The organism is Hymenobacter ruricola (assembly GCF_015694525.1).
Lineage (GTDB): Bacteria > Bacteroidota > Bacteroidia > Cytophagales > Hymenobacteraceae > Hymenobacter > Hymenobacter ruricola.
In genome coordinates, this window is the sequence record NZ_JADQDM010000001.1 from 632,753 (window position 1) to 657,010 (window position 24,258).

General features: G+C 62.9%; 18 protein-coding genes. 5 read left to right on the forward strand and 13 right to left on the reverse strand.

What is annotated here, in order from left to right:
* Positions 1 to 11 precede the first annotated feature (11 nt).
* Positions 12 to 1,049 carry an endolytic transglycosylase MltG gene (mltG, locus tag I2H31_RS02835; protein ID WP_196291482.1) on the reverse strand — a complete coding sequence of 346 codons (1,038 nt, stop codon included), beginning with the start codon at positions 1,047 to 1,049 and terminating at the stop codon, positions 12 to 14.
* A gap of 78 nt (positions 1,050 to 1,127) precedes the next feature.
* Positions 1,128 to 2,297: a ribonuclease D gene (locus I2H31_RS02840; RefSeq protein ID WP_196291483.1), complete on the reverse strand. Its 1,170-nt coding sequence runs from the start codon at positions 2,295 to 2,297 to the stop codon at positions 1,128 to 1,130.
* 231 nt (positions 2,298 to 2,528) lie between these two features.
* Here I2H31_RS02840 and I2H31_RS02845 point away from each other — a divergent pair, with 231 nt between their 5' ends.
* The gene (locus I2H31_RS02845; protein WP_196291484.1) at positions 2,529 to 2,735 is read left to right on the forward strand and encodes a hypothetical protein; all 207 of its coding nucleotides are present in this window, start codon (positions 2,529 to 2,531) and stop codon (positions 2,733 to 2,735) included.
* Between the two features lie 76 nt (positions 2,736 to 2,811).
* On the opposite strand, the gene I2H31_RS02850 is transcribed toward I2H31_RS02845, so the two are convergent.
* Both I2H31_RS02850 and I2H31_RS02855 read right to left on the reverse strand, forming a co-directional pair.
* Complete coding sequence (locus I2H31_RS02850; protein WP_196291485.1) at positions 2,812 to 3,723, reverse strand: prohibitin family protein; 912 nt, start codon at positions 3,721 to 3,723, stop codon at positions 2,812 to 2,814.
* Positions 3,724 to 3,816: 93 nt separating this feature from the next.
* Complete coding sequence (locus I2H31_RS02855) at positions 3,817 to 4,287, reverse strand: hypothetical protein (protein ID WP_196291486.1); 471 nt, start codon at positions 4,285 to 4,287, stop codon at positions 3,817 to 3,819.
* A gap of 149 nt (positions 4,288 to 4,436) precedes the next feature.
* Between I2H31_RS02855 and I2H31_RS02860 the strand changes: the two genes are divergently transcribed.
* Positions 4,437 to 4,670, forward strand: a complete 234-nt coding sequence (locus I2H31_RS02860; protein WP_196291487.1) for a hypothetical protein — start codon at positions 4,437 to 4,439, stop codon at positions 4,668 to 4,670.
* Between the two features lie 120 nt (positions 4,671 to 4,790).
* On the opposite strand, the gene I2H31_RS02865 is transcribed toward I2H31_RS02860, so the two are convergent.
* The 3 genes from I2H31_RS02865 to I2H31_RS02875 form a co-directional block, all read right to left on the reverse strand.
* The gene (locus I2H31_RS02865) at positions 4,791 to 5,099 is read right to left on the reverse strand and encodes a hypothetical protein (protein ID WP_196291488.1); all 309 of its coding nucleotides are present in this window, start codon (positions 5,097 to 5,099) and stop codon (positions 4,791 to 4,793) included.
* Positions 5,100 to 5,216: 117 nt separating this feature from the next.
* The gene (locus tag I2H31_RS02870; RefSeq protein WP_196291489.1) at positions 5,217 to 6,470 is read right to left on the reverse strand and encodes an S-adenosylmethionine:tRNA ribosyltransferase-isomerase; all 1,254 of its coding nucleotides are present in this window, start codon (positions 6,468 to 6,470) and stop codon (positions 5,217 to 5,219) included.
* A 147-nt stretch (positions 6,471 to 6,617) separates the two neighbouring features.
* Entirely contained in the window at positions 6,618 to 7,418 is an 801-nt protein-coding gene (locus I2H31_RS02875) for a class I SAM-dependent methyltransferase (RefSeq protein ID WP_196291490.1), read from the reverse strand.
* A gap of 217 nt (positions 7,419 to 7,635) precedes the next feature.
* Between I2H31_RS02875 and I2H31_RS02880 the strand changes: the two genes are divergently transcribed.
* The gene (locus tag I2H31_RS02880; protein ID WP_196291491.1) at positions 7,636 to 8,271 is read left to right on the forward strand and encodes a hypothetical protein; all 636 of its coding nucleotides are present in this window, start codon (positions 7,636 to 7,638) and stop codon (positions 8,269 to 8,271) included.
* 74 nt (positions 8,272 to 8,345) lie between these two features.
* Here the strand turns inward: I2H31_RS02880 and priA are convergent, their stop codons facing one another.
* Positions 8,346 to 10,889 (reverse strand): replication restart helicase PriA, encoded by a 2,544-nt coding sequence (gene priA / locus I2H31_RS02885; RefSeq protein ID WP_196291492.1) that lies wholly within the window; start codon positions 10,887 to 10,889, stop codon positions 8,346 to 8,348.
* Positions 10,890 to 11,199: 310 nt separating this feature from the next.
* Between priA and I2H31_RS02890 the strand changes: the two genes are divergently transcribed.
* On the forward strand, positions 11,200 to 16,197 hold the full coding sequence (locus I2H31_RS02890) for a fibronectin type III domain-containing protein (RefSeq protein ID WP_196291493.1): 4,998 nt from the start codon (positions 11,200 to 11,202) through the stop codon (positions 16,195 to 16,197).
* A gap of 88 nt (positions 16,198 to 16,285) precedes the next feature.
* Here I2H31_RS02890 and I2H31_RS02895 read toward each other — a convergent pair whose 3' ends face one another.
* From I2H31_RS02895 to rpsF, 5 genes are all read right to left on the reverse strand, one after another.
* A complete protein-coding gene (locus tag I2H31_RS02895; protein ID WP_196291494.1) occupies positions 16,286 to 18,385 on the reverse strand; it encodes a thioredoxin domain-containing protein in 2,100 nt (699 codons plus the stop codon).
* 74 nt (positions 18,386 to 18,459) lie between these two features.
* Positions 18,460 to 21,033, reverse strand: coding sequence for a GSCFA domain-containing protein (locus I2H31_RS02900; protein ID WP_196291495.1), 2,574 nt, complete (start codon positions 21,031 to 21,033; stop codon positions 18,460 to 18,462).
* A 98-nt stretch (positions 21,034 to 21,131) separates the two neighbouring features.
* Positions 21,132 to 21,575: a 50S ribosomal protein L9 gene (gene rplI, locus I2H31_RS02905; protein ID WP_190927531.1), complete on the reverse strand. Its 444-nt coding sequence runs from the start codon at positions 21,573 to 21,575 to the stop codon at positions 21,132 to 21,134.
* Positions 21,576 to 21,668: 93 nt separating this feature from the next.
* Positions 21,669 to 21,944: a 30S ribosomal protein S18 gene (gene rpsR, locus I2H31_RS02910; protein WP_190927529.1), complete on the reverse strand. Its 276-nt coding sequence runs from the start codon at positions 21,942 to 21,944 to the stop codon at positions 21,669 to 21,671.
* 12 nt (positions 21,945 to 21,956) lie between these two features.
* Complete coding sequence (gene rpsF / locus I2H31_RS02915; protein WP_196291496.1) at positions 21,957 to 22,334, reverse strand: 30S ribosomal protein S6; 378 nt, start codon at positions 22,332 to 22,334, stop codon at positions 21,957 to 21,959.
* A 494-nt stretch (positions 22,335 to 22,828) separates the two neighbouring features.
* Here rpsF and I2H31_RS02920 point away from each other — a divergent pair, with 494 nt between their 5' ends.
* Positions 22,829 to 24,172: a cytochrome c3 family protein gene (locus I2H31_RS02920; protein WP_196291497.1), complete on the forward strand. Its 1,344-nt coding sequence runs from the start codon at positions 22,829 to 22,831 to the stop codon at positions 24,170 to 24,172.
* Positions 24,173 to 24,258: the final 86 nt, after the last annotated feature.

Genomic DNA, 24,258 nt, shown 5'->3' on the forward strand with positions numbered 1-24,258 from the left:
CAGGCGCGAACCTAGCGTTTCACCCCCAGGCTGTCGAGGCGGTGCTGGTAGCGGCGGGCGTTGATTTTGTGCTGGGCATAGGTTTCGGCAAAGTCGGAAAAACCACTGCCATCGGGCCGGGCGCAGAAAAAAAGGTTCTTGTTGTGCGCCGGCTTCAGTACCGCGTCGAGGCTCGACGGCCGGGGCGTGGTGATGGGGCCCGGCGGCAGGCCCTTGTGGCGGTAGGTGTTGTAGGGCGAATCCACTTTTTTGTCCACGTTCAGCACGCGCTTGCGGGTGCCCAGGCCGTGCAGGGGCCAGAGCAGGGTGGGGTCGGCCTGCAGGGGCTGGCCGTTGCGCAGGCGGTTGAGGTAAACGGCGGCGATGAGCGGCTTGTCGATGGGCTGGGCGGTTTCGCGCTGCACAATGCTGGCCAGCACGCTCACCTGGGTGCGGCTCAGCTTCAGCGAGTCGGCCCGGGCCTGGCGTTCCGGCGTCCAGAAGCGGCGGTAGCGGGCGGCCATGGTGTCCAGAAACCCGCGGGCGCCGGTGTTCCACAGCAGGCGGTAAGGGCCGGGCATGAATAGGGTGCGCACGGTGCAGGTGTCGAGGCCGTAGCGCCGCTGCAGGCCGGCGTTGTCGCCCAGCAGCAGGTCCAGCTTGAAGGAATCGGTTTCGAGCTGCCGGCTCACCTGGCGGGGCAAGTGGTCGAGGTAATGAAACGCGTTCAGCTCGAAGCGCACCGTGTCCTGCTCGCCGCGCAGCAGCCGGCGCACCAGGTCCACATTGCCCAGGCCGGGGTCGAGGCGGTAGCGGCCGGGGCGCACGCGCGGCGGGTAGTCCTGGTATTCAGCCACCCACTCAAACGTGCCGGGCTCCAGCAGCAGCTCGTGTTTCCGCAAGGAGTCGAGCACGGCCGCGTAGCCGGTGCCCGTCCGGATGTAGAGGTAGGCCGGGCCTTCGGCGAAGGCCCGCACGTTGGGCCGGTACAGCACGCGCCACGCCGCATAGCCGCCCCCCAGCAGCACCAGCAGCGCCCCTATTCCTCCTATGAGCCAACCTCTCCGCATTTCGCTGTCTTGAATTTCTGTGCCCAACAACGTTGCTGGAATGACGTTCTCGCGGCACGAAGTTCCTCGGGCAAGGCCTTACGCAAACGGCGCGGCCAGCTGCTCGTAGCTCTCGCCGTGGCGCTCGGCCGACTCGCGCAGCAGCTGCTGCTGCCAGGGGCGCAAGGCCGCGTCGGCGCCCAGCTCAATGATGTCGGCGATGAGGCGGTTGCTGAGCACCATGTTGGCCATGGTGCTGCCGTGGTCGGCGGCGAGGTGCCCTTTGAGGGCGTTGAGCAGGGTTTCGCGGGCTTCGGCGCGGGTGGCGGCGGGGCCGCTGAGGCGGCGGCGGAAGGGAAACTTGCGCTGGTCGGCCGGCAGCGGGGCGTCGGGGGCCAGGTCGGTGGTGCCGATGGCCAGCAGCTGCTCGGCGTAGGGCGAGCGTTTCAGCTCGGGGTGCAGGCCATTAGCAGTGCGCAGCTGCAGGGGCGTTTCGATGGGGCGGCGGGTGAGCTCGGCCAGCTTGTCGTTGCTCAGCACGTGGTAGGGCGGGCGGTCGAGCTGCCGGGCCACGGCGTCGCGCAGCAGGTACAGCTCCCGGAAAACGGGCATTTCCTGCGGCGTTATCTTGTATTTGGCGGCGTTGCGCGCCCAGGGCCGCGGGTCGTCGCGGCCGTAGCGCACGGCTTCCAGGGCCAGGTTTTCCTGGGCCGCCCAGTCGGCGCGGCCCAGCTCCTGCAGGCGGGCGCTGAGGCGGTCGGTGAGCTCGAAGAGGTAGAGGACGTCGTTGGCGGCGTACTCCTTTTGGGCTTCGGTGAGGGGACGCTTCAGCCAGTTCGATTTTTGCTCGCCTTTGTCCACTTCAAAGCCCAACTCGGCCTGAATGAGGCGGCCAAGCGAAATGTTGTTGTCCTCGGCGGCCAGCAGCGTAAACTGCACGCTGGTGTCCACGATGTTGCGGCAGTTGACTCCGAACAGCTCGTCGAGCAGCAGAATGTCGGACTTGCAGGAGTGAAACACTTTGGCCACAGCCGAGTCGCGGAGCACGGCAAACAGGGGCTCAAGCTCGGCGGCCATGTCGGTCAGCAGCAGCGGGTCGATAAGGTAAACTTCTTGGCTATCAAATACCTGAATCAGCGCCAGGTGCCGGCCGTAGCGGTGGCGCATGTCATCGAACTCCAGGTCGATGCCGATGCGGGGCAAGGTGGCAAAATGAGCGGCGGCATCGGCAATGGCGTCGGCCGTGGTGAGGTAATGAATGGTGGGCATTGAAGCGAAAGACAGGTCAGCGAGGCCAGCAGGGGGCGCACCGCGCCGTTGGCGCGGTAAAGGTAGGCATCTGCGGCAGGCCGTGGGAAACTATTAGGCAAAGCGGGGAAATTAAGTACGCGTGGGGCGTATGTAATCATCTTTGTTCTAGCATCTGTACTAAAAAATTATAAATAATATATTATTTATTAGTTAGCGATGCGTCTTTTTCAATAAAAATCCGAAAAGCCTATGAAAATACCGATTGCCCTTTTTCCTGTTTCACCATTCCTCCAAACCTCATTAGAATCACTTATTTACTCATTTAAAAATATCAATATTATTGCTGGCTTGCCTGTGCTCGGCCACGGCCTGGGCCCAGACCCGCGCTTCATCCTGCCCATTCCGCAGCGCGAAATCAACAACGCCAACCTGACGCAAAACGCCTATTATCGCTAAAAGCGCCGGATTAACTCACAAAAAAGGCTGCGACGATTGTCGCAGCCTTTTTTTGTGCCTGCCGAAACCTCCCCGGCTATTTGTCGCCCAGGAGCAGTTGCGGCCCGTTGCCGCGCCCGCCGCCCATGATGATGACTTTGGCGTTGGGCGAAGTGGCAATGGCCTGGTTGGCCTTGATGGTTTCGTACTGCAACAGCTTGTCGCTGAGTTCGGTGTTTACGATGCGTTGGTAGTCGGCAATGCCCTGGGCTTCCACGCGCTTGCGCTCGGCTTCCTGCTTTTCTTTCTGGAGCACGAACTGCATTTTCTGGGCGTCCTGCTCGGCCGAAATCTTGCTTTCGATGCTGGCCCGCACCGACTGCGGCAGCTGGATGTTGCGAATCAGCAGCTGGTCGAGCTGCAGGCCATTGGTGCGAAAATCTTTCTCGATAGCCGCCAGAATACGGGCCTGAAACTCCTCGCGTCGCGTCGAATACAGCGACACGGCATCGTAGTACACCGCGTTGTCGCGGATGCGGGTGCGCGAGATGGCCCGCACGATTTTGTCCTGGTAGTCCTCGCCAATGGTGGCCAGAATGCGCGGCGCCTGCGCGGCCACCACGTGGTAGAGCACGGTGAGGTCGATGACGACTTCCAGGCCGTCGGCCGAGAGCACCCGAATGGCGTCGTCGCCGGCCTGCTGGCCCTCGCTGTGTTGCGCCGACATGGTGTAGTTCTGCGTGCGGGTGTCGAAGCGGGTCACGTCCACCAACGGGTTCACCACGTTCAGGCCGGGCTGCAGCACGTGTTTCTGCACCTGCCCAAACAGGGTTTGCACGCCCACCTGGCCCACGCCCACCTGCACCACCGTGCTCAGTGAGATGCCCAGCAGCAAAAAGGCCACGCCCAGAAAGATGAGGCCGCCCCGCAGCCGTTCCATTCGGTCGGAAAAGCGCGAAGCATTCAGCCCCAAAACCAGGAGAAGGAAGCCAAAAATGGTAAGGGCCATGGTGGAGTAAATTAGGAATTAAAAATGATGAATTAGAAATTTTGGTTGGGAAGATTGAAGGGCTAAAAATGGGGAAACCCGCTTCTGTCGGGGTTAGTCTTCGTCTTCCTCGTCGGCGGCGAAGTCCAGGGTGCGGGCCAGGTCCACGGCTTCCTGGGCCACTTCTTCAAGCAGCTGAGGCGCGTCGGCATCCAGGGTGCGGCCGAAAAGGTTGAGCAGCTCTTCGCCTTCCTCGTTCACGTACAGGTTTTCGTAGAGGCGGTCGAACAGCTTGGCCTCGCGGCCCACAATGCGGTCGATGTCTTCCGGCGAGCGGGCTTCCGACAAGGCCCGGTGCAGCACGTCGAGCACCTGCCGGCTGGCGTCGTGGTCGCCGAGCTCGCTCACCAGCTTCAGCAGGGCCATGGCCAAGCCCAGCCGCACCTGCTCGAAACGGAAAGGGCGGTCAGGCGGGGCGGCGGCGCGCAGGCGGTCGTGGGCCTGCAGCGCGGTGGGGGTGAGGTAATACTTCACGTCGTTGGGCGCCGTGAAGGCAAGGTGCAGGAGCTGTTCGTAAGGTGACATGGGCAAGGGACTGGCAACGGCCGCAACACGGCCGGTTTTGGTGCGTAGGCTAAAAGCCGAAAGGTACGCGGCCGCGCCAGGTCGCAGACTTAATCGGTGCGTTGCGGCGTTCATTACATCCCCTCATTTCTTTCCTTCCTCCTCGGTTTATGACACACAAAAGCAAATGGCTGCTGTTTTCTCCCCTGGGCCTTGTCACCATCGGCGCGGGCGCCTGCATGGTGCAATGGGCTGGCAGCCTCATGAATAAACGCGCGCCCGCCAAGCAATGGGTGGCCGCCGGCACCGCCGCCCTGGTGGTGCTGAATGCGGGCGTCAGCCTGTTTGGGCAGGGCGTAGTTGAGCGTGTGCTACACGAAGTGCGCGAACGACCAACCCTTTAAAACCACGTCGTGTTGGGCACAACGCCACCGTGTTTTCCTCTTGTCAGACATGAAAAAACCCTGACCTATGCAGGTCAGGGTTTTTAGGAAATGCGGAAAGGGGAGGTAGGTAGCCCGAAACTATTCGGTTTTGTCTTCCATTTTGGCAGTGCCTTCTTTGGCTTTGCCGCTTACTTTCTGGGCGCCGTGCTTCACCGCATGGCCGGTTTTCTTGGCGCCCGACTTGATGGCGTGGCCGGTTTTGTGAGCTACGTTGCCGGCAGCGTCCTTGGTGTTGTCGAGGGCCTGGCCCACGTTGGTTTTGCCGGTTTTGGTCACCACTTTTTCGGTGCCGTTATCGCGCACCTTCACTTCGGTGGTGGGCGTAGTCTGCGCGTAGCTAGCGGTGGCGAAAGCGCAAAGGGCGAGCAACAAGGTTACTTTTTTCATGGTCAGTCAGAAGGAAAAATTAAGGGTAAGTGGGGCCTTGTACGGTCCCTGTTTTCAAAGGTTCTCGCAAGAGCCGTGCCGCCTTTTACAGGCCCCTCCTTGGCTGCGCTGGCGCCGCTAGGGCAGCAGCAGGGAGCTGTCGCCGTAGCTCAGGAAGCGGTAGCCGTACGCGAGGGCGTGGTCGTAGGCCGCGCGCCAGCCGGGGCCCAGCAGCGCCGCCACCAGCAGTAGCAGGGTGCTTTCGGGCTGGTGGAAGTTGGTAATGAGGCCGTTAATCACCCGGAACCGGTAGCCCGGCGCGATGAGCAGCTGCGTACGCGCCTCCAGCGTGTCGGTGCCGGCCGCTTCGAGGTGGCGCAGCAAGGTCGTCAGGGCCTGCGCGGCGTCTATTTGGGCGGCGGCTTCGGCCTGCTCATACGGCTGCCATTGGGTCACGAGGAGCTCGGTGGTCGGGTGTTCGGCCGCGTTCGGCCGCGGCACCAGCAGGCCCACGCCCAGCCAGTACAGGGTTTCCAGGGTGCGCAGGCTGGTGGTGCCCACTGCTACCAGCGGCCGCGGCCCGTGCGCCAGCAGCTGACGCAGCAGCGCCGCCGTCACAATGATGGGCTCGGTGTGCATGGGGTGCTCGGCCATGTGGTCGGCCTTCACGGGCTGGAAAGTGCCGGCGCCCACGTGCAGCGTGACGTGCCCGGTGGCAAAGCCCCGCTCCGCCAGTTCCGCCAGCAGCTCCGGCGTGAAGTGCAGCCCGGCCGTGGGGGCGGCCACGGCGCCTTCGGCGGCGGCGTACACGGTTTGGTAGCGCAGGGCGTCGGTGGCCGTGTCGGGCCGGTCGATGTAGGGCGGCAGGGGCAGGTGGCCAGCCGCCCGCAGCACCTCGGCAAAAGGCAGCCCGGCAGGCGCCCAGCGAAAGTGGATGAAAGCGGTGCCGGCTTCCTGCGCCTGGCGCTCGGCCGTGAGGGTGGCCGTCTGGCCCTCGGAAGTCGTGAATTCCAGCGTGACGGGGCCGGCTTTCCAGCGGCGGCCGTTGCCCACCAGGCAGCGCCAAGTGCAGTGGCCGGTTTGCTGCAAGGCCAGCTCCAGGCTGCGGTGCGGCGCCACGGGCTCCAGGCAAAACAGCTCGACCTGCCCGCCCGTGGGCCGGCGGACCAGCAGCCGCGCCCGCACCACGCGCGTGTCGTTGAAAATGAGCAGGGCGCCCGGCGGCAGTTCGCCGGGCAGGTCGCGAAAGTGCTTGTCGGCTAATTGCCCGTGGCGGCTCACCAGCAGGCGGCTGGCGGCGCGGTCGGGGAGGGGCTCGGGGGCGATGCGCTCGGGCGGAAGCGCATAGGTGAAGTCGTGGATGGAAAGCTGGCGCGGGTCAATGGCAGTCATAGCCCGCAAAGGTCGCAGCAGGAGACTTACGCGCCATCAAAACGTCATGCCGAGCGCAGCGAAGCATCTTTACCGCAGCAGTAATTACTTACTTCCACGAGCAAGATGCTTCGCTGCGCTCGGCATGACAGACTGCCGAATCCCAGGTTATTTCCGCCGGAACAGCAGCAGGTGTTGCTGGGGCAGCGTTTCCTTGCTCTCGATGAACTCCAGGCCCACGGCGGCCATTTCCTTGCGGGCCTGCTCCACGCTCATCTTATGAATGCGCTTGATGGGCACGTTGGGGTCCTCGGCGCGGTACTCCACCAGCGCCAGGCGGCCGGTGCCGGGCCGGAGCGCGCGCCGGATGGCGCGGCCCATCTCGCGCGGGTGGTCGAATTCGTGGTAGGCGTCCACGATGAGCACCAGGTCCACGCTGTCGGCCGGCAGGGCAGGGCTGGTGGTGGTGCCCAGCACCGGGCGCACGTTGGGCGCGTTCAGCCGGCGCTTGTTGTCTTGCAGGGCCGCAATCATTTCGGGCTGAATGTCGACGGCCAGCACCTGGCCTTTGGGCACTTTTTTGGCCAGTTGAAAGGAAAAGAAGCCGGTGCCCGCGCCGATGTCGGCCACCACATCGGTGGGTTTCAGCTGCAGCTCTTTCAGCAGCAGGTCGGTGCCTTCTTCCTGGCGCCGGCCGCGGCGCTCCAGCCAGCTGGCGCCTTCGTGGCCCATGACGTGCGCAATCTGGCGGCCCATATAATAGGTGCCAATGCCGTTGGGGTCTCGGGGCGGGGCGGTTTCATAGCCGCTGGTATCGGCGCGCACCACGGTTTGCAGGCGCTGGGAAGCAAAGGCCGACGGCCGCGTTTCGGCGGGCAGCTGGGTGCAGCCCCACAGCAGCAGGCCGGCGCTGCTGCTGGCGCCCGCGGCGGTCAGGGCGCGTTGCCAGGTTGGAAAACGATACCTCATACGATTCGCAAGTAAACACATCCGGGGCAGTCAACAGCAATTCCGGGCGGCGCGTTCAGCGCGTCAAAAGCCGGGCCAAGCTGGTGGTTATGCGGGCCGGTTCGGGCTTTAAGAAAGATGCAACTTGATTAAAAGGGGAAATTGCGCCAGCGGGGGCACCGCTTTCTCGCTTTGGCCGTAGAACGAGCATTTCGCTTACCCCATTACCCTTTTTGTCATGAAAAACCCTCTTCTGTCTTTCACCAAGCCCTTCACCAAGCTGGCCGCGGTGGCCTGCTGCGCCCTCGCCCTGGGCAACTGCAACCGGGCCGAGTATGCGATGCTGCCCAAAGGCGCTTCGTACCACGGCGTGGCCCGCGCCGCCACGCCGGTGCCGCCCGCGAAGCCGGCTGCCGTTGCTTCGGCCGCAACCACTCCGGCCGCTGCTGAAGTAGCTGCTGCGCCAGCACCCGCCGCCGCTGAAGCTGCTCCGATTTCTGAAAAAGCCCCCGCAACAGCTGCTAAAGCCGCTGCGCCCCAAACGACCACGGCAACTGCTACCACAGCCGCTGGTGCCACCACGGCCACCACCATTGCCAGCGACGCTCCCAAAGCCAAGGGGCTGACCAACATGCTGACTCGTAAAATCGAGAAGCGGGTGTCGAAAATGCTGAGCAAGGCGCCCAGCGCCGACCGTCAGAGCACGGCCGAAACCGCCAAGAGCGGGTTCAGCGTGAGCATCAAAACGGGCATCATCCTCATGGTAATCGGAGCGCTGATTGCGCTGCTGCCAGGGCTGTTCCGTCTGCTGGGCCTCATTGTCTTCATCGTGGGCGTGCTCATCCTGCTGCTGGCGCTGCTCGACATGGCATAAGCTTGGCTCCTGCCTGCACACGAAAAACCTCGGCCGTTTCTGGTCGGGGTTTTTTCGTGCCTCAACTGGACCAGTTACATGGGGTCCACGTCGGCCACGAGGCGGGCCTGCTTGAACTCTTTCTGGTCGCGCACCACGTCCATAGCGGCGCAAATCTGCTCTTTGGCCCACTTCAGCACGGTGTGGGCGCGGTCGAGCTTGATGGTGATTTCCTGCAAATAGAAGTTGCGAATGCGGAAGATGTAGGGCGCTTCGGGGCCCAGCACCGCGGCCTGGCCCAGCCGGGCCACCAACTCCTGGGTGAGCAGAATGGCGGCGGCCTCGCCCACGCTTTGGTCGATGTGCTTCACCGTCATCTTGATGACGCGCATGAAAGGCGGGTAGCCGTGCTCGCGCCGCTGCACGATTTCGTAGTTGTAAAACTCGATGTAATCGTTGCGAATCACCTTGTCGAAAATCACCTGCGTGGGGTCGGCCGTCTGGATGATGACTTTGCCCTTTTTGCCCTTGCGCCCGGCCCGGCCGCTCACCTGCACAAACATCTGGTAGGCGCGCTCGTGCGCTCGGAAATCGGGGTAGTGAATGATGCTGTCGGCGTTGATGATGCCCACTAAGCTCACGTTGGCGAAGTCGAGGCCTTTGGTCACCATCTGGGTGCCTACCAGCACGTTGGTGGTTTGCTTTTCGAAGTCGGCAATGATTTGCTGGTAGCTGTTTTTGGCCCGCGTCGTGTCCAGGTCCATCCGCTGGATGTTGGCCTGCGGGAGCATGATTTTGAGGTCGTCCTCAATTTTTTCGGTGCCGAAACCCTGGGTTTTCACGGCCCGGGAGCCGCAGGCGGGGCACTTGGTCACCATGGGGTCGTGGTAGCCGCAGTAGTGGCAGCGCAGCTCGTGGCTGTGTTTGTGGTAGCTCAGGCTCACGGCGCAGTTGGTGCACTTCGGAATCCAGCCGCAGTCCTGGCAGGCCACCACGGGGGCGTAGCCGCGCCGGTTCTGGAACAGGATGACCTGTTCCTGGCGGCCCAGCGTGCGCTCTACTTCGCCCAACAGGTCGGCGGTGAAATGGTTGTGCATGGTTTTGTGCTCGCGGGCCTTGCGGGTGTCCACCAGCTCAATCTCCGGCATGCCGGCTTCGCCGAAGCGCTTGGTGAGGCTCACCAGCCCGTAGCGGCCCTGCTTGGCCTGGTAGTAGGTTTCGACGGACGGCGTGGCCGAGCCCAGCAAGGTTTTGGCGCCCTGGAAGTTGGCCATCATCAGGGCTACCTCGCGGGCGTTGTAGCGCGGGGCGGGGTCGTACTGCTTGTAGCTCGATTCGTGCTCTTCGTCCACGATGATGAGCGAAAGATTATCGAACGGCAAAAACACTGCCGAGCGCACGCCCACCACCACCTGGAAACGGCCCGAGAGCACGCCGTTCCACACCTCCACCCGCTCGTTGTCGGAAAATTTGGAGTGGTACACACCCAGCCGCGAGCCGAACACACGCATGAGGCGGCTCACAATCTGGGCCGTAAGGGCGATTTCGGGCAGCAGGTACAGCACCTGCCCGCCGCTTTCCAACGCTTTGCGAATCAGGTCGATGTAGATTTCGGTTTTGCCGGCGCCGGTCACGCCGTGCAGCAGTGCGATTTCCTTCTCCCCAAAGTGCGCCATGATTTCGTCGCGCGCTGCGGTCTGGGCCTCGCTCAGGCTGAAATGCAGCTGCGCGGTGGGCTCGTCATCGAGCGGGAAGCGGCTCACAATCACATCGAACTGCTCCAGCACGCCGTTTTTGATGAGCGTGTTCACGGCCGAAGCCGAGAGGTGCGGACTGCTGGTGAGGGCCGCTTTCTCGATGCCTTTCTGGTTGGAATGCTCGTTCTGGTACACCGGCACGCGCTGCAGGTACTTCATCAGCACGTCGAGCTGCTTGGGCTTGCTGCTGAGGTTGTTGAACAGCATCTCAATCGATGCTTCCGACACGAAATGGTGCGCCAGCCGCACCTTCTTCACCACCTTGGGCGCGTACTTGTCGGCCGTATGCTCGAAGAGGAAGATGACGTCCTTGTGCATCAGCGACTTGATGACCTTGTGGAAGGACGTGATGCCGAGCAGGTCGCCTACTTCGGTAAACGTCAGCGCTTTGCCGTCTTCCACGTTGCCCAGCGCGCCCACAATCAACTCTTCCTGCTCGGTGAGCGGATACTCGTTTTCCTCGGGCGAAAACGCGGGGTGCAACTGAATGCGCGACTCCGAGCTGAGCTTGAGCGCCGAGGGCAGCGCCGCGTTTATCACCTCGCCGATGGTGCACATATAATAGTCGGCCATCCAGCGGAATAGCTTGAGCTGCGGCTGCGTGACCACCGGCGCATCGTCGATGAATTCGAGGATGTACTTGGCCTGGTATTCCTTGGGTGCGATTTCGTGCACGGCCGCCACAATGCAGCTGAGCGTTTTTTTTGCCCCAAACTGCACGATGACGCGCCCGCCAATCACCACGTTGTCGTTCAGCTCGTACGGCACCCGGTAGGTGTAGAGCCGGGGCAGAGGCAAGGGCAAAATGACGTCGGCAAACAGCGTCACCCGGTCGGCCGAAGGCGCGGCGGCGGGCGAAATAAAATCAAGCGCGAGGTTCAAAACGGCAACTGGGGTAGGGGCGAATAGTAAAGATAAAGCCGCCGGCCCGCGCCGGCCAATTACCGCCGGGCTGCGGCCGGCCCCGCTTTTTGCCCCGCCCCGGGCCGGGTGGTTTGCCCCGGCGCGGGCAGGCAGCCTAGGCATCAGCAACATAGCCATCGGGGATAACAGCTAAGCGGAGAAAATAAATCCTTTTATATCTATGTGATGGCTGGATTTTTGTTAGAATAATTTATAGCTTGGGCAGCCAAAGACCAGTCCGGTATCGGGCCCGCCTGATTTCTCATCCACCCTTTTTTTTACATTTTTTATGAAGCAAACAATACGCTTGCTGTTGAAACGGGCCCCGTTGGTGTGGGCATTGCTGTTGGCGCTGGGCAGTAGCCGTGCCATGGCCCAGATAACCAACGACGACTGTGGCGGGGCCGTGGCGCTGACTACCTCCAGCGTGTGCACCGTGCCCGTGAACGGCACGGTGGCCGGCGCCACCCAGAGCCAGGCCCCCACAGCCGCCTGCGGCCCGGGCCTCACCACCGCCAACGACGTGTGGTACAGCTTCACGGCCAGCAGCTCCATTCACCTGGTCACGCTGGCCCCGCGCTTCGCGGCCATTCTGGACGTGCGCAGCGGTACCTGCGCCAGCAATACCAGCGTGTTCTGCACCACCATCGCCAACAACAACACCGCTGCGGTGAGCGTGGGCGGGCTGGTGGGCGGGCAGCCCTACCTGATTCGGATATACCCGGCCAGCAACACGCCGCCCACCGGCATCAGCAGCACGTTTGCGCTGTGCATCGGGCAGGGCAGCACCGGTCCGGCCAACGACGACTGCGCCGGCGCCCTCAACGTGCCGGTGAGCACCACCGGCACCTGCACCACCCAGGTGAGTGCGGACAATACCCTGGCCACCGGCAGTGCCGGCGTGCCCGCCCCCACCTGCGCCAACTACAACGGCCGCGACGTGTGGTTTTCGGTGACGGTGCCGGCCAGCGGCAACGTGACCGTGCAAACCGTGGTGTCTACCACGGGCACCGATATCGGCGATACCGGCATGAGCATGTATTCGGGCACTTGCGGTAACCTGACCCAACTGGGTTGCAGCGACGACGAAGGAGATGGGAATAAGTCTTTACTGGCCTTCACGGGGCGCACGCCCGGCGAGGTGCTCTACGTGCGGGCGTGGTCGTGGAGCAACCAGCGTAGCGGCAACATTGCTGTGTGCGCAACTTCGCCGCCTCCTTTGGCCAACGACAACTGCGCCGGGGCCATTGCTGTGCCGGTTACGGCCACTTGCGCCACGCCGGTGAGCGGCACCATCGCGGGGGCCACGCAGTCGTTGCCGCCCACGGCCAGCTGCGGCGGAACTGTGGCCAATGATGTGTGGTACAGCTTCGTGGCCAGTGGCCCCACGCAACTGGTGACGGTGACGGCCGGGTTTACGGCCGTAGCTGACGTGCGCTCGGGGCCCTGCGCCACTTCGGCCAGCGTGTTTTGTGGCAACGCTTTCAGTGGCCAGCCGCTGACGGTGACGGGCCTGAGCAGCGGCCAACCGTACTTCCTGCGGCTGTACCTCAATGGGACTTTTACGCCCACCAACCCGCAGTTTACCTTGTGCATCAACCCCGGCCCCACACCGCCGGCCAACGACGACTGCACGGGCGCCACGGCGGTGCCCATTGCCACCAGCTGCGCAGCGCCCATCAGCGGCACGGTGGCCGCTGCTTCGCAGTCGTTGCCGCCCACGGCCAACTGCGGCGGGACTGCGGCCAATGATGTGTGGTACAGCTTCGTGGCCAACGGCAATTCCCAGACCATTGCGTTCAGCGGCACCTTCGGGGCGGTGCTGGACGTGCGCACGGGCACCTGCGCCAGCTCCACCAGCGTGTTTTGCACCACCACTTTCACGGGACAGAGCGTGACGGCGACCGGGTTGGTGAATGGGCAGGCGTATTTCCTGCGCGTGTACGCCAATTCCACGGTAACCCCGGTCAATCCGGCTTTCACGCTGTGCATCACGGCGGGCCCGCCGCCTTCGGTGAACGATGAATGCAGCACGGCGGTGGCCGTGGCGGTGGTGCAGGGCTGTACTACTTCCACCAACGGCACGGTGGCCAACGCTACCCAAAGCCTGCCACCCACCGCCAACTGCGGCGCGGGCGTGACCACAGCCGCCGACGTGTGGTATAGCTTCGCAGCGAGTGCGCCCACCCAACTCATCACCCTCACCACGCGCTTCGGAGCCGTAATGGAGGTGCGCTCGGGAAGTTGCGCCAACTCGGCCAGCCTGCTGTGCACCAGTGTATTTGCTAACGCCACCAGTGGCACGGTGGTGGGCGGCCTGACTCCCAATCAGCAGTACTACATTCGCATCTATGCCAACGGGGCCAATCAGCCCACGCCGGCTAATGCCACCTTTACGTTGTGCGTGAGCCCGGCGCCCACGCCGCCCGTCAACGACGAGTGTGCCGGCGCCGTGGCCGTGCCCGTGACGGCCGCCTGCGCCGCGCCCGTGAGTGGCTCGGTCGAAGCCGCGTCGCAGTCGCTGCCCACCGCTAGCTGCGCCAGCGCGACCACGCCCGTGGCCCAGGACGTGTGGTATAGCTTCGTGGCCAGCGGTGCCACCCAGCTGATTACCCTCAATTCGCGCTTTGCGGCCGTGGTGGACGTGCGTAGCGGCCCCTGCACCGCCAGCACCAGCGTGTCGTGCTACAGCGTATTCGCCAACACTGCCAGCGGCACGTTGGTGGGCGGTCTCACCAATGGCCAAACGTATTTCCTGCGCGTGTACGCCAGCGGCAACACCCAGCCCGCGCCCCTCAGCGCCACCTTCACGCTGTGCATCAACCCCGGCCCGCCGCCGCCGGCCAACGACGAATGCACCAGTGCGCTGCCCGTGACGGCATCGACCACGAACAACTGCGGCACCCCGGTAAGCGGCACGGTAGAAAACGCGTCGCAGTCGTTGCCGGCCGCCACGGGCTGCGGCGGGGGCACCGGCAGCGCGGCCGATGTGTGGTACAGCTTTGTGGCCGGCAACACGGCGCACAATGTGCTGCTCAATCCATCGCAAGGCAATTTCGTTTTTGAAGTGCGCTCCGGCACCTGCGCGGCTTCGACCAGCCTGTTCTGCAGCACGGTGTTCGCCGGTGCCGCTCAGCCGGTGATGGTGAACGGCCTCACGCCCGGCCAGACCTATTTCATCCGGGTGTATTCCACCGCGGCGACGCCGCCGGTGGGGGCAGCCGCCGGCTTTACGCTGTGCCTCTCCACGCCGCCGCCGCCACCGGCCAACGACGAGTGCGCGGGGGCCCTGCCCCTGCCCGTGCAAGTGGGCACCACCTGCGTCAGCCAAACCACCACCGACAACACCAGCGCCACCAGCAGCGCCACCCTGCCGCTGCCCGGCTGCGCCGGCGCCGGCACCACCGCCCCGGCTCGTGACGTGTGGTTCCAGCTAACGGTGCCCGCCTCGGGCACCCTCACGGTGCGCACGGTGGTGCCCACCACGGGCACCGACGTGGGCGACACCGGCATGGCCATGTACGCGGGCAGCTGCGGCAACCTGACGCTGCTGGGCTGCAGCGACGACGAAGGCGGTGCCCTCAAGTCGCAGCTTACGTTCAATGGCCGGACGCCCGGCGAAGTGCTTTACGTGCGGGTGTGGGCCTTCTACGCCAACCAGTCGGGCACCTTGGCCGTGTGCGCCACCACGCCGCCGGTATGCGCCGCGCCCACGGCTTTGGCTTCGAGCAATATTACCCTTAGCACGGCGCAGCTGGACTGGCAGCCGGGTGGTACGCCGGCCGCCGGCACTACTTACACCGTGGAATACGGCCTGCAGGGCTTCACGCCCGGCACCGGCACTACGGTGACCGGGCTCACCAGCCCCAGCACCCAACTCACCGCGCTGAACCCCAGCACGACGTATTGCTTCTACGTGCGGCAGAACTGCCCCGGTGGCAATGGCAGCAGCCCGCAGACCGGTCCAAGCTGCTTCACCACCACCACACCGGTGTGCGTAGCACCCACAGCACTGGCTTCGAGCAATGTAACCAACACTTCGGCTCAACTGAGCTGGCAGCCGGGCGGCACGCCCGCCGCTGGCACTACTTATACTGTGGAGTACGGCCTGCAGGGCTTTACGCCCGGTAGTGGCACCGTACTGGCAGGCCTCACCAGCCCCGGCACGCAACTCACTGCGCTGAACCCCGGCACAGCCTACTGTTTCTACGTGCGGCAGAATTGCCCCGGCGGTAATGGTAGCAGCACGCAGACTGGCCCGAGCTGTTTCACCACGACCGCGCCCGTTTGCGCGGTGCCCACCAGCGGCACGGCCGGTACTCTCACCACTACCTCTGCCCAACTGAGCTGGCAACCGGGTGGCACGCCAGCCGCCGGCACCACCTACACCATTGAGTACGGTTTGCAGGGCTTCACACCCGGCACGGGCACTACAGTGGCCAGCCTCTCCGGCCCTACTTACCTGCTGTCTGGCCTCACCGCCGGTACCCAATATTGCTACTACGTGCGCCAGAATTGCCCGGCGCCGTCGGGAAGCAGCGCGTTTGCGGGCCCCTTCTGCTTCCAGACGGTGGCCGCGCCGGTCCAGCCGGCCAACGACGACCCCTGCGGCGCTGTCACGCTGGGCATTACCGCTGCGGGCGGACCGTTGCAGCCGGTTTCCGGCACCACTGTGGGTGCTACCACGAGCGGCCAGCCAGGCATTGCCCTGCCGGCCTGCGGCCCGGCCACTACGGCCGGCGACGTCTGGTTTAGCATGACGCCGGCGGCCGGCACCACGTCGGTGCGCCTCACCATCGCGGGGGCCCCGGCGGGCATGGTGCGCGTGTTCACGGCGGCCAACTGCACCACCGGGCCTTTCACCCTGGTGAGTTGCCAGAGCAGCGGCGCGGCCAACACCGCCGTGGGCCCGCTGACCCTAACGGGCCTCACGCCGGGCCAGCGCTACTACGTGGCCGTGAGCGGCTACGCCAACGCCGATACGCCGGGCGCCTTCACCATTGCGGGGTCGGTGGTAACGGCCGCGCGGGTGCAGGCCGAGTCCAGCAGCCTGCTGGTGTTCCCCAACCCCAGCAGCAGCGGCCAGCTCACGGTGCGCCTGAGCGGCCTGCGCGGCGGCCTGCAGGCCACGTTGCTCAACGCGCTGGGCCAGGTAGTCCTCAGCCAGCCCCTGCCGAGCGGCACCACCGAACAGGTGCTGAACACGCGCGGCCTGGCCACGGGCCTCTACACCCTGCGAGTGGCAGTGGGTGATGAAGTGTTGACCCGCAAAGTGGTGCTGGAATAAATGTTCTTAGCACTTAATTAGCAGTTAATGAAAAGAGCCGACCACTAGGTCGGCTCTTTTTTTATGGCCAATGGTAAGCCCGGTACCATCACCCCAACAACTGCCGTGCTTCGGTCGCATCGAAAACCGGCGCCAGGCACGACTGGCCCCGGCAGATGTGCACGGCCGTGCGGCCGGCCGCATCGGGTTTCAGCAGCTTCAGCAGCGGCAGCTCCGAGCGGGTTTCGGTGCCGGCAACGACGGCGTCAAACAAAAAATGCCGGTTTAGCTGTTCGCGAAATTCTTCTGCCTCGGGCCCAATGATGGCGATTTCCGCGCCGGGCCGCAGCAGCGCCGCGTAGAGCGAGGCCCAGTTGCTGAGGTGCTGGGCTTCCTTCACCACCAGGTGCCGCACCTGGGCGAGCATGGCCACGGCCAGGTCGGTGTAGCGGACGCTTTCCAGGTGGCGGCCGAGGCGGCGCAGGTTGTGCGCCATCACGGAGTTGGAGCTGGGAATGACGTTGTCCATCAATTCCTTTTTGCGGGCAATGAGGGCTTCGGCGCGGCTGTCGGTGTAGAAAAACTGCGTTTCGGTGGGGTCGAAGAAGTTGGCCAGCACGTATTCGGTCAGGGTTTCGGCCTCGCGCAGCCAGCTTTCCGTGAACGTGACTTCGTAGAGGCTGATGTAGGCCTGGATGACCAGCGCGTAATCTTCCAGAAAGCCGCTAATGCTGGCCCGGCCGTTTTTGCAGGTGCGGAAAAGCTGCGGCCCTTGGCGCAGGTTGCTCTGAATGAACGCGGCGTTGCGCTCGGCCACCACTAAAAACTCCGGCTCGCCGAAAGCCCGGTAGGCGTCCGTCAGGCCTTGCAGCATGAGGGCGTTCCAGCCGGTCAGAATTTTATCGTCGAGCCCGGGGCGCGCGCGGGTTGCGCGCACGGCCATGATTCTCTGCTTCCAACCGGCCACCAGTTCCGGCACAATGCCGGGCGCCAGCTCATGCGCGGCGGCAAAGTCCGCGTCGCTTTGGCGCCTGTGCAAAATGTTGCGGCCGTGCTCCCAGTTGCCCGGCGCTGTGCAGTTGTAATAGGCCGAAAACAGCGGCTCCTCATCACCCAGAATATCCTGCAATTCCTCCTTAGTGAAAACGTAGAATTTGCCCTCCTCGCCCTCGCTGTCGGCATCCAGCGACGAGTAGAAGCCGCCCTCCGCGTTGGTCAGTTCCAACCGGACAAACTCCACGGTATCGTACACCACTTCCCGGAATAGCTCCTCCTGCGTCAGCTGGTACGCTTCGCTGTACAGGCTCACCAGTTGCCCGTTGTCGTAAAGCATTTTCTCGAAGTGCGGAGCCAGCCATTCCGCATCCACCGAGTAGCGGGCAAAACCGCCGTGCGCCTGGTCGTAAATGCCGCCCCAGGCCATTTCGCGCAGCGTCAGCACGGTTTGATTGAGGACAGTTTGGCTGCCGCTAATGGCGTGGGCCCGCAGCAGAAACCGCCAGATGCTGGGCATGGGAAACTTGGGCGCCCGGTTCAGGCCGCCCCGCTCCCGGTCGAATTTCACCCCGAGGTTGTACACCAGCAGCTTAAACTCGTCTTCCGACACGCCGGCCGGGTCGGTTTCCGGCACCACGCCAATAGCTTGCAGGGCCGAATAATCGGCTTCCTGGGCCGCGTTGTGGTTGTGGGCGCCGTATTTGGCCAGCTCGCTCTTCGCAATCACTTCCACAAACCGCTCGGCCGACTGCTCCAACTCGGCGCGGTGCTCGCCAGCGTAGACTTGGCCGATATTTTGCAGCAGTTGCACCCAGTTGCCCTTCGGGAAATACGTGCCGCCGTAAAACGGCTTGGCCTCTGAGGTCAGAAACACGTTCAGCGGCCACCCGCCCTGCAGGCCCATGGCGTGCAGGGCTTCCATGTACACCTGGTCCACGTCGGGCCGCTCCTCGCGGTCAACTTTGATGCAGACGAAGTGCCGGTTCATCACCGCCGCCACAGCCGCGTCCTCAAACGACTCGCGCTCCATCACGTGGCACCAGTGGCAGGCCGCGTAGCCGATGCTCACCAGAATGGGCTTCTGCTCGGCCTGAGCCCGGCCCAGCGCCTCCGGGCCCCACGGGTACCAGTCCACCGGGTTGTGGGCGTGCTGCTGCAGGTAAGGGCTGGTTTCCTGGGCGAGGCGATTGGTGGCGGGCGAAGGGTGGGCCATAATGGAAGGAGAGAGGAGACGTACTGCGGTGTTAAAACGCCAAACCCGGCGCAAGTGGCCGGGTTTGGGTAAGGTTAAGCAGGTTTTTCGGGCTTCTTTGTAGCCTTTGGTTTGGTGGCTTTGGGTTTAGCCGCAGTAGCTTTTGGCGCGACTGGTTTGGACTTCGCCGCGGCTTTGGGTTTGGCCGCTTTGGGTTTTAGCACTGCCGGCGGTACTTGCGGCAGCGCGTCTTCCGGTATCGGCGGCGCGGCAGGGGCTTCCGGAGCAGCTTTCGGCGCCTTGCGCTTGCTTGCTGCGGCTTTTTTCACCGGCTGCGAAGCTTCGGTTTCGGGCGCTGCGTCGGGAACCGGCTTCTTGGACGCACGAGGTGCGGAAGCCGCTTTTTTCGGCTTGGCATCCGGCTCCACCAGCGAGGCCGACGAGCCCGTCATGCGCCCGGCGGCTACCTGAGTGCGCACCTGCGAAGCATCCGGCACGGGCACCACCGGCGTATCCACGGCTGGCTTCTCAGCCCGCGCCCCGCTGACAGCCCGCGACTTGCGGCTGGAACGGCGCGGAGCATTTCCGGCCGAAGCTGGGGCCACCGCTTGGGCCGGCATCGCAACCTCAACCGGCAGTGCCGCAGCTGCCCGCGGCGCCGTTTCAGCCACTGGTTGCGGTTCTGTAATCATGTCGGCAGGCGCTGCCAGTTGAATGGCCGTGGCCACTGGCTGACTGGGCGTTGCCTCAGTTTCCGTCGTTTCTGGTTTGGGCTGAGCCGGCTTTTTCTTTTTGCGGTTACGACTGTTCCGCGAAGAGCCAGTGGCCGTTTCGAGCGAAACATCTAGGGCGCTTTCCAGAATAGCCGGAATTTCCACAACTTCGGTCGCTGGCAACGACGGCAACTCTGCATCGGCGGTAACTCCCACCTCCTGCAGCACTGGCTCAAAGTCCGGTTCCGCGGCGGGCTGCGGCGCCGCAAACAGCGGCACCCGCGGCACGCGCCCGGCTTCGTCGCGACGGCCGCCACGCTTCACGGGTACCGATTTGGTGATGACGCTGGGTTTCCTGATTTCTGCCGCTGCTTCCGGCTCAGGAGCAGTTGTGTCCGTCACGTCTGCCGTAGTGGCCTCTGTCCCAACGTTCTCTTGCCCCGATTCAGCAGCCAGGCGCAATGCGTGTTTGCGAGCAGTGCGCTTGGCACCGCCGCGCGAGCGCCGCTTTTTCTTTTTGACCGGCTTCTGACCACCGACAACTTCCAGCGTATTTTCAGCCGAAGCTGCAGCCTGCTCAAGCGGCTGAGTCGCTATAGTTATATCAGACTCAACGGACTCAACAGAAGACAACGGTTCTGCTGGAAGCTCACCAACAAATGCTTCAGTCGATTGGAATTGCTCATTCTCACTCGGCACTGTATGCCTTCCCTTGTCCCACCCGTCGCGTCGGCCGCGCTCCGGCCGTCCTGAGCGGTTGGCCCGCTGCGAGCGAAACTCTTCCGGCGACAAACGCGGCGGCCGGCTCTCACCCGCCTTTCCAAGCGCCGAAGCCAACGCCTCATCCGCTTCATCGGCCACGGTTGGAGTGGGGTCAATGGGACGCTCCACCACGGAAACCGCGGAGCCTTCCCCAATGTCAATCCGCTCCTCGTCGTCCTCTACCTCAACTGCTGGTTCGGGCTGCCGGGGCTCGGGCAAGGCCGCCAGCTGCGTGCGCACGGTTTGCAGTTCGTCGCTCACTTCCACGCGGCGCAAACTTAGCTGCTCCAGCTTGTGCAGCGTGCTTTCCAGAAACTGACGATGCTCCGGCGCTCCCGCGTGCAGCGGCCGGTGCCCCAGCGACTGCTGCACGCCCGCCCATTCCTTCCGGAACCGGCCAAACTCCGCGTCGAAATACGTCCGCGCAAACTTCTCCCAGATGTAGTCCTCGGCCACTTCCGACGGATGCAGCATGTCGGCCGCATAAAAGCGGTAGTCGCGCAAGTCATCCACCAGCAACTCGTAGGCCGGAAAATAGGCCACACCCGGCAGCAAGTCGCTCACAATATGCGTAGCCACCCGCAGCACCGATTTGCTCACCGCGTTCAGCGGCAGCGTGTCCTTCAAGTGCCGCACGGGGCTCACCGTCAGCACAAAGCGCAGCTTCGGGTTGATGCGGCGCAGATAAGCATGCGTCTCGGCCAGCGCGTTGATGATTTCGTCCGGCGTCAGCAGTTCGCGCACAAACAAGTCGGCCGGCTGCTTGTGGCAATTGTTCACCAGTTCGCCGGTTTCGCGCAGGCGGTAGGCCCAGGCAGTGCCCAGCGTCAGCAGCACCACGTCGGCGCTGCGCAGAAACTCGCCCGTGCGCCGCACCAGTTCCTGAATGTGCTGCAGCAGTTCCACCGGCGACTCGGCCCCGATGCTGCCGTGTAAATCATAGCTCTGCCAGCGGCCCCGGGCTTCCACCACGTGCTGCTGCCAGTCTACTTCTTCGCCCGCAGCCGCGCGCAGCAGCCGGGCCAGCGCCAGGGGCTGAAACACGGTGCCAAAGGGGTTCACCAGCGCCTCTACCTTGTTGGCCAGCAGGCGCGAGCCGATACTGTCGGCAAAGCAGGAGCCCACGGTCAGGACCCGCGCCGTGCGCGAAAGCTGGTCCGTAGCCGGGGCGATGGGTAGTTCAGTTCTAAACATTACAGCAAAAATAGCCCGTCTGCCGGATTGGCGCCGGGCCCGGAATAAAAAAAGCCCCGCCAGCAGGCAGGGCTTTTCCAACAGTTGCGCAGCCGAAACTATTCAGCTACCACGCGGAATTTCACCGTGTGCTTCACTTCCTTGTGCAGGTTGGCGGTAGCGGTGTAGTCGCCAGCGGCCGAAGGCTCCTGGTCGAACGACAAACGCTTGCGGTCCACGTCCACACCCTTAGCTTTCAGCGCATCGGCCAATTGCAGGGTGGTTACGCGACCGAAAATTTTGCCGCTTTCGCCCACCTTGGCGGGGATTTCCAGCACCGTTTCGCCGATTTGGTCGGCAATGGCCTGGGCGTCGCCTTTGATTTTGTCGGCTTTGTGAGCGGCTTGACGCACGTTCTCGGCCGTGATTTTCTTGTTGGTCTTGTCAGCCAGAATGGCCAGGCCCTGCGGCAGCAAGAAGTTCCGACCGTAGCCCGATTTCACGGTCACGATGTCGTTCTTGTACCCGAGGCCCTTAACGTCGTCTTTGAGGATGATTTCCATTGTCTTGATTAAGATATGAGAGCCTAGAACTCAGAACTCAGAGCCAAATGACTATCTCTTGAATTCCCAGTTCTCAGTTCTCAGGTCTAAGGCTTATTTCAGGGCGTCGGCTACGTACGGCATCAGGGCGAGGTGGCGGGCCTTGGCGATGGCCTGGGTCACTTTGCGCTGGAACTTCAGGCTGGTGCCGGTGAGGCGGCGGGGCAGCACGCGGCCCTGCTCGTTCACGAACTTCAGCAGGAAGTTCGGGTCTTTGTAATCCACGTACTTAATGCCGTTCTTCTTGAAGCGGCAGTATTTCTTGCGGTTGTCCTGCGGCTTGTTGTTGGCCGCGCGGTCGTTGTTGCGGTTGAATGCGGGAGATGCCATGTCGTTGCTAGATTATTGGGCTACGGCTTCGGTTTCTTTCGCAGCCTTCTGCTGGTTCATTTCGCCGTTGCGGCGGCGGTTGTTGTACTCCACGGCGTGCTTGTCGAGCACCGTGGTCAGGAACCGGATAATGCGCTCGTCGCGACGGAACGCCAGTTCCAGCACGTCAACGATGTTGCCTTCGCCCGTGTACGACAGGCAGAAATAGTAGCCGGTCGACTTCTTTTGAATCGGGTACGCCAGCTTGCGCAGGCCCCAGGCTTCGGTGGATAAAAGGGCGGCGCTATTTTCCTTAAGCACCTGAGTGAACTTCTCGACCGTCTCTTGCACCTGGCTCTCGTTCAACACGGGAGTTACGATGAAGACCGTCTCGTAATTTCTTACTTCCATTACGACGGGGTGAAAATTTGGGGGTGAAAAAATTTGATTGGGGCGCAAAGGTACTGACTTTCGGGCAGATTGCCAAGCATGGCTTCGACTTCATACATATAAGGTATGCGGAACGAGTGGGCTCTCCGCAAAAAGCCCCCGATTGTCCAAGCCAGTCGGCACCTTGCCCGAAACAAAAAGCACTTCGCCAGCAGGCACAAAATGCGGCCGGCAAGAGGAACGGGCAGCCTAACAAAACCCGCGCGAGGCAGGTTGCTCCTTAAGATATCGGCCAGCCGATGGGAGCCTATTAATGAGACACTAAGAATAGCACCGCACCGGGCGGGCCCGCGTGAAAGCATTGCTCAAGCCGGGGAATAGAGCATAGAAATGGGCCAATATGAACGGTGGAGGTCCCTTAGAAATTGCATTCCGCTTTTTGCCGCCTACGATTCCTGACCTACATTTGTGGCCTTGAAATGCCCCTAGCGTTTCGTTTTACCGTCTATTTCCTTATGAATAGCAACCGACTTCGTTCTTTACCTCAACTGCTGCTGGCGCTATTGCTCACATTTGCCGGCGCCCAACAGGCTTTGGCCCAAGCAGGCTCGACGGCCGATGTGAAAACCCAGGGCGTGGCCCCCGGTGCCACCGCTGGTGCCACGCCGGCCTTGGCTGTGGCCCCCGGTGCCGCCCCTGCCGGTGGCGATGCCGCCGCAATTGCCGCTGGTGATGCCCTGTTCAAAGGCAACTGCGCGCAGTGCCACGCGGTGAACGAACAAGTAGTAGGCCCGGCCCTGGGCGGCATTACCAAGCGCCGGCCCATCTCCTGGATTTTGCCGTGGGTGAAGAACTCGAGCAAGGTGGTGGCCAGCGGCGACGCCTATGCCGTCGAGCTGTACAACAAGTTCAACAAGCAGCAGATGCCTTCCTTCGCCCTTTCGGATAAGGAAATCACCTCGATTGTGGCTTACGTAACCTCGCAGGAGGGACGGCCTGCCGGTCCGACAGTTGCTAATGCTGCGGGTGCTGATGGCAAAGCTGATGCCACTGGCGGTGCCGAAGCCGGTGCTAGCACTGGTAAATATGTTGATATCCTGCTCATTGTCCTTGTAGTGGTGCTGATTGTGCTGGTGGTGACACTGGTTATCATTGGCAATTTGATGAAAGACGTGCTACGTGGCCGCAAGGACCTCGACGGCCGCGACGTGGAGATTTTGGAGCAGCGCTTCGATTGGAGCAAGCTGTACCGCTCGCCCGTGATGCGCGGTATTGTGGGGACGGTTTTCGCACTGGTTTTACTTTACGAAGGCGTGCAAAGCGTGATGGCCGTGGGCCTGACCCAAGGCTACCAACCCACCCAGCCCATTGCCTTCTCGCACAAACTGCACGCCGGCGAGCACCAGATTAACTGCGCCTACTGCCACACCTCGGTATATAAGGCCAAGTCAGCCAACATTCCTTCGGCCAACATCTGCATGAACTGCCACTCGCAGATTAAGACGGAGTCGCCCGAAATTAAGAAAATCTACCGCGCCATCGAGCGCAAGCAGCCCATTCAGTGGGTGCGTGTGCACAACCTGCCCGACTTGGCCTACTTCAACCACTCGCAGCACACGCAGGTGGCTGGCCTGCAGTGCCAGACCTGCCACGGCCCCATTCAGAACATGGAAGTGGTGTACCAATACTCGGCCCTCACCATGGGCTGGTGCATCAACTGCCACCGCGAGATGCCCATCAACTCGAAAGACAACAAGTACTACGACAACCTCGTGAAGCTGCACGACACCAAAAACGCCGGTGCTCCCTTCACCGTGTCGTCGAACGGCGGTACCGAGTGCTCGAAGTGCCACTACTAATAAGCTGATTTTCGGTAGTCGATACTGGGTAGTCAGTATTGAGACTACTCGTGTTTGACTACTGACTACCCAATACTGAATTACTG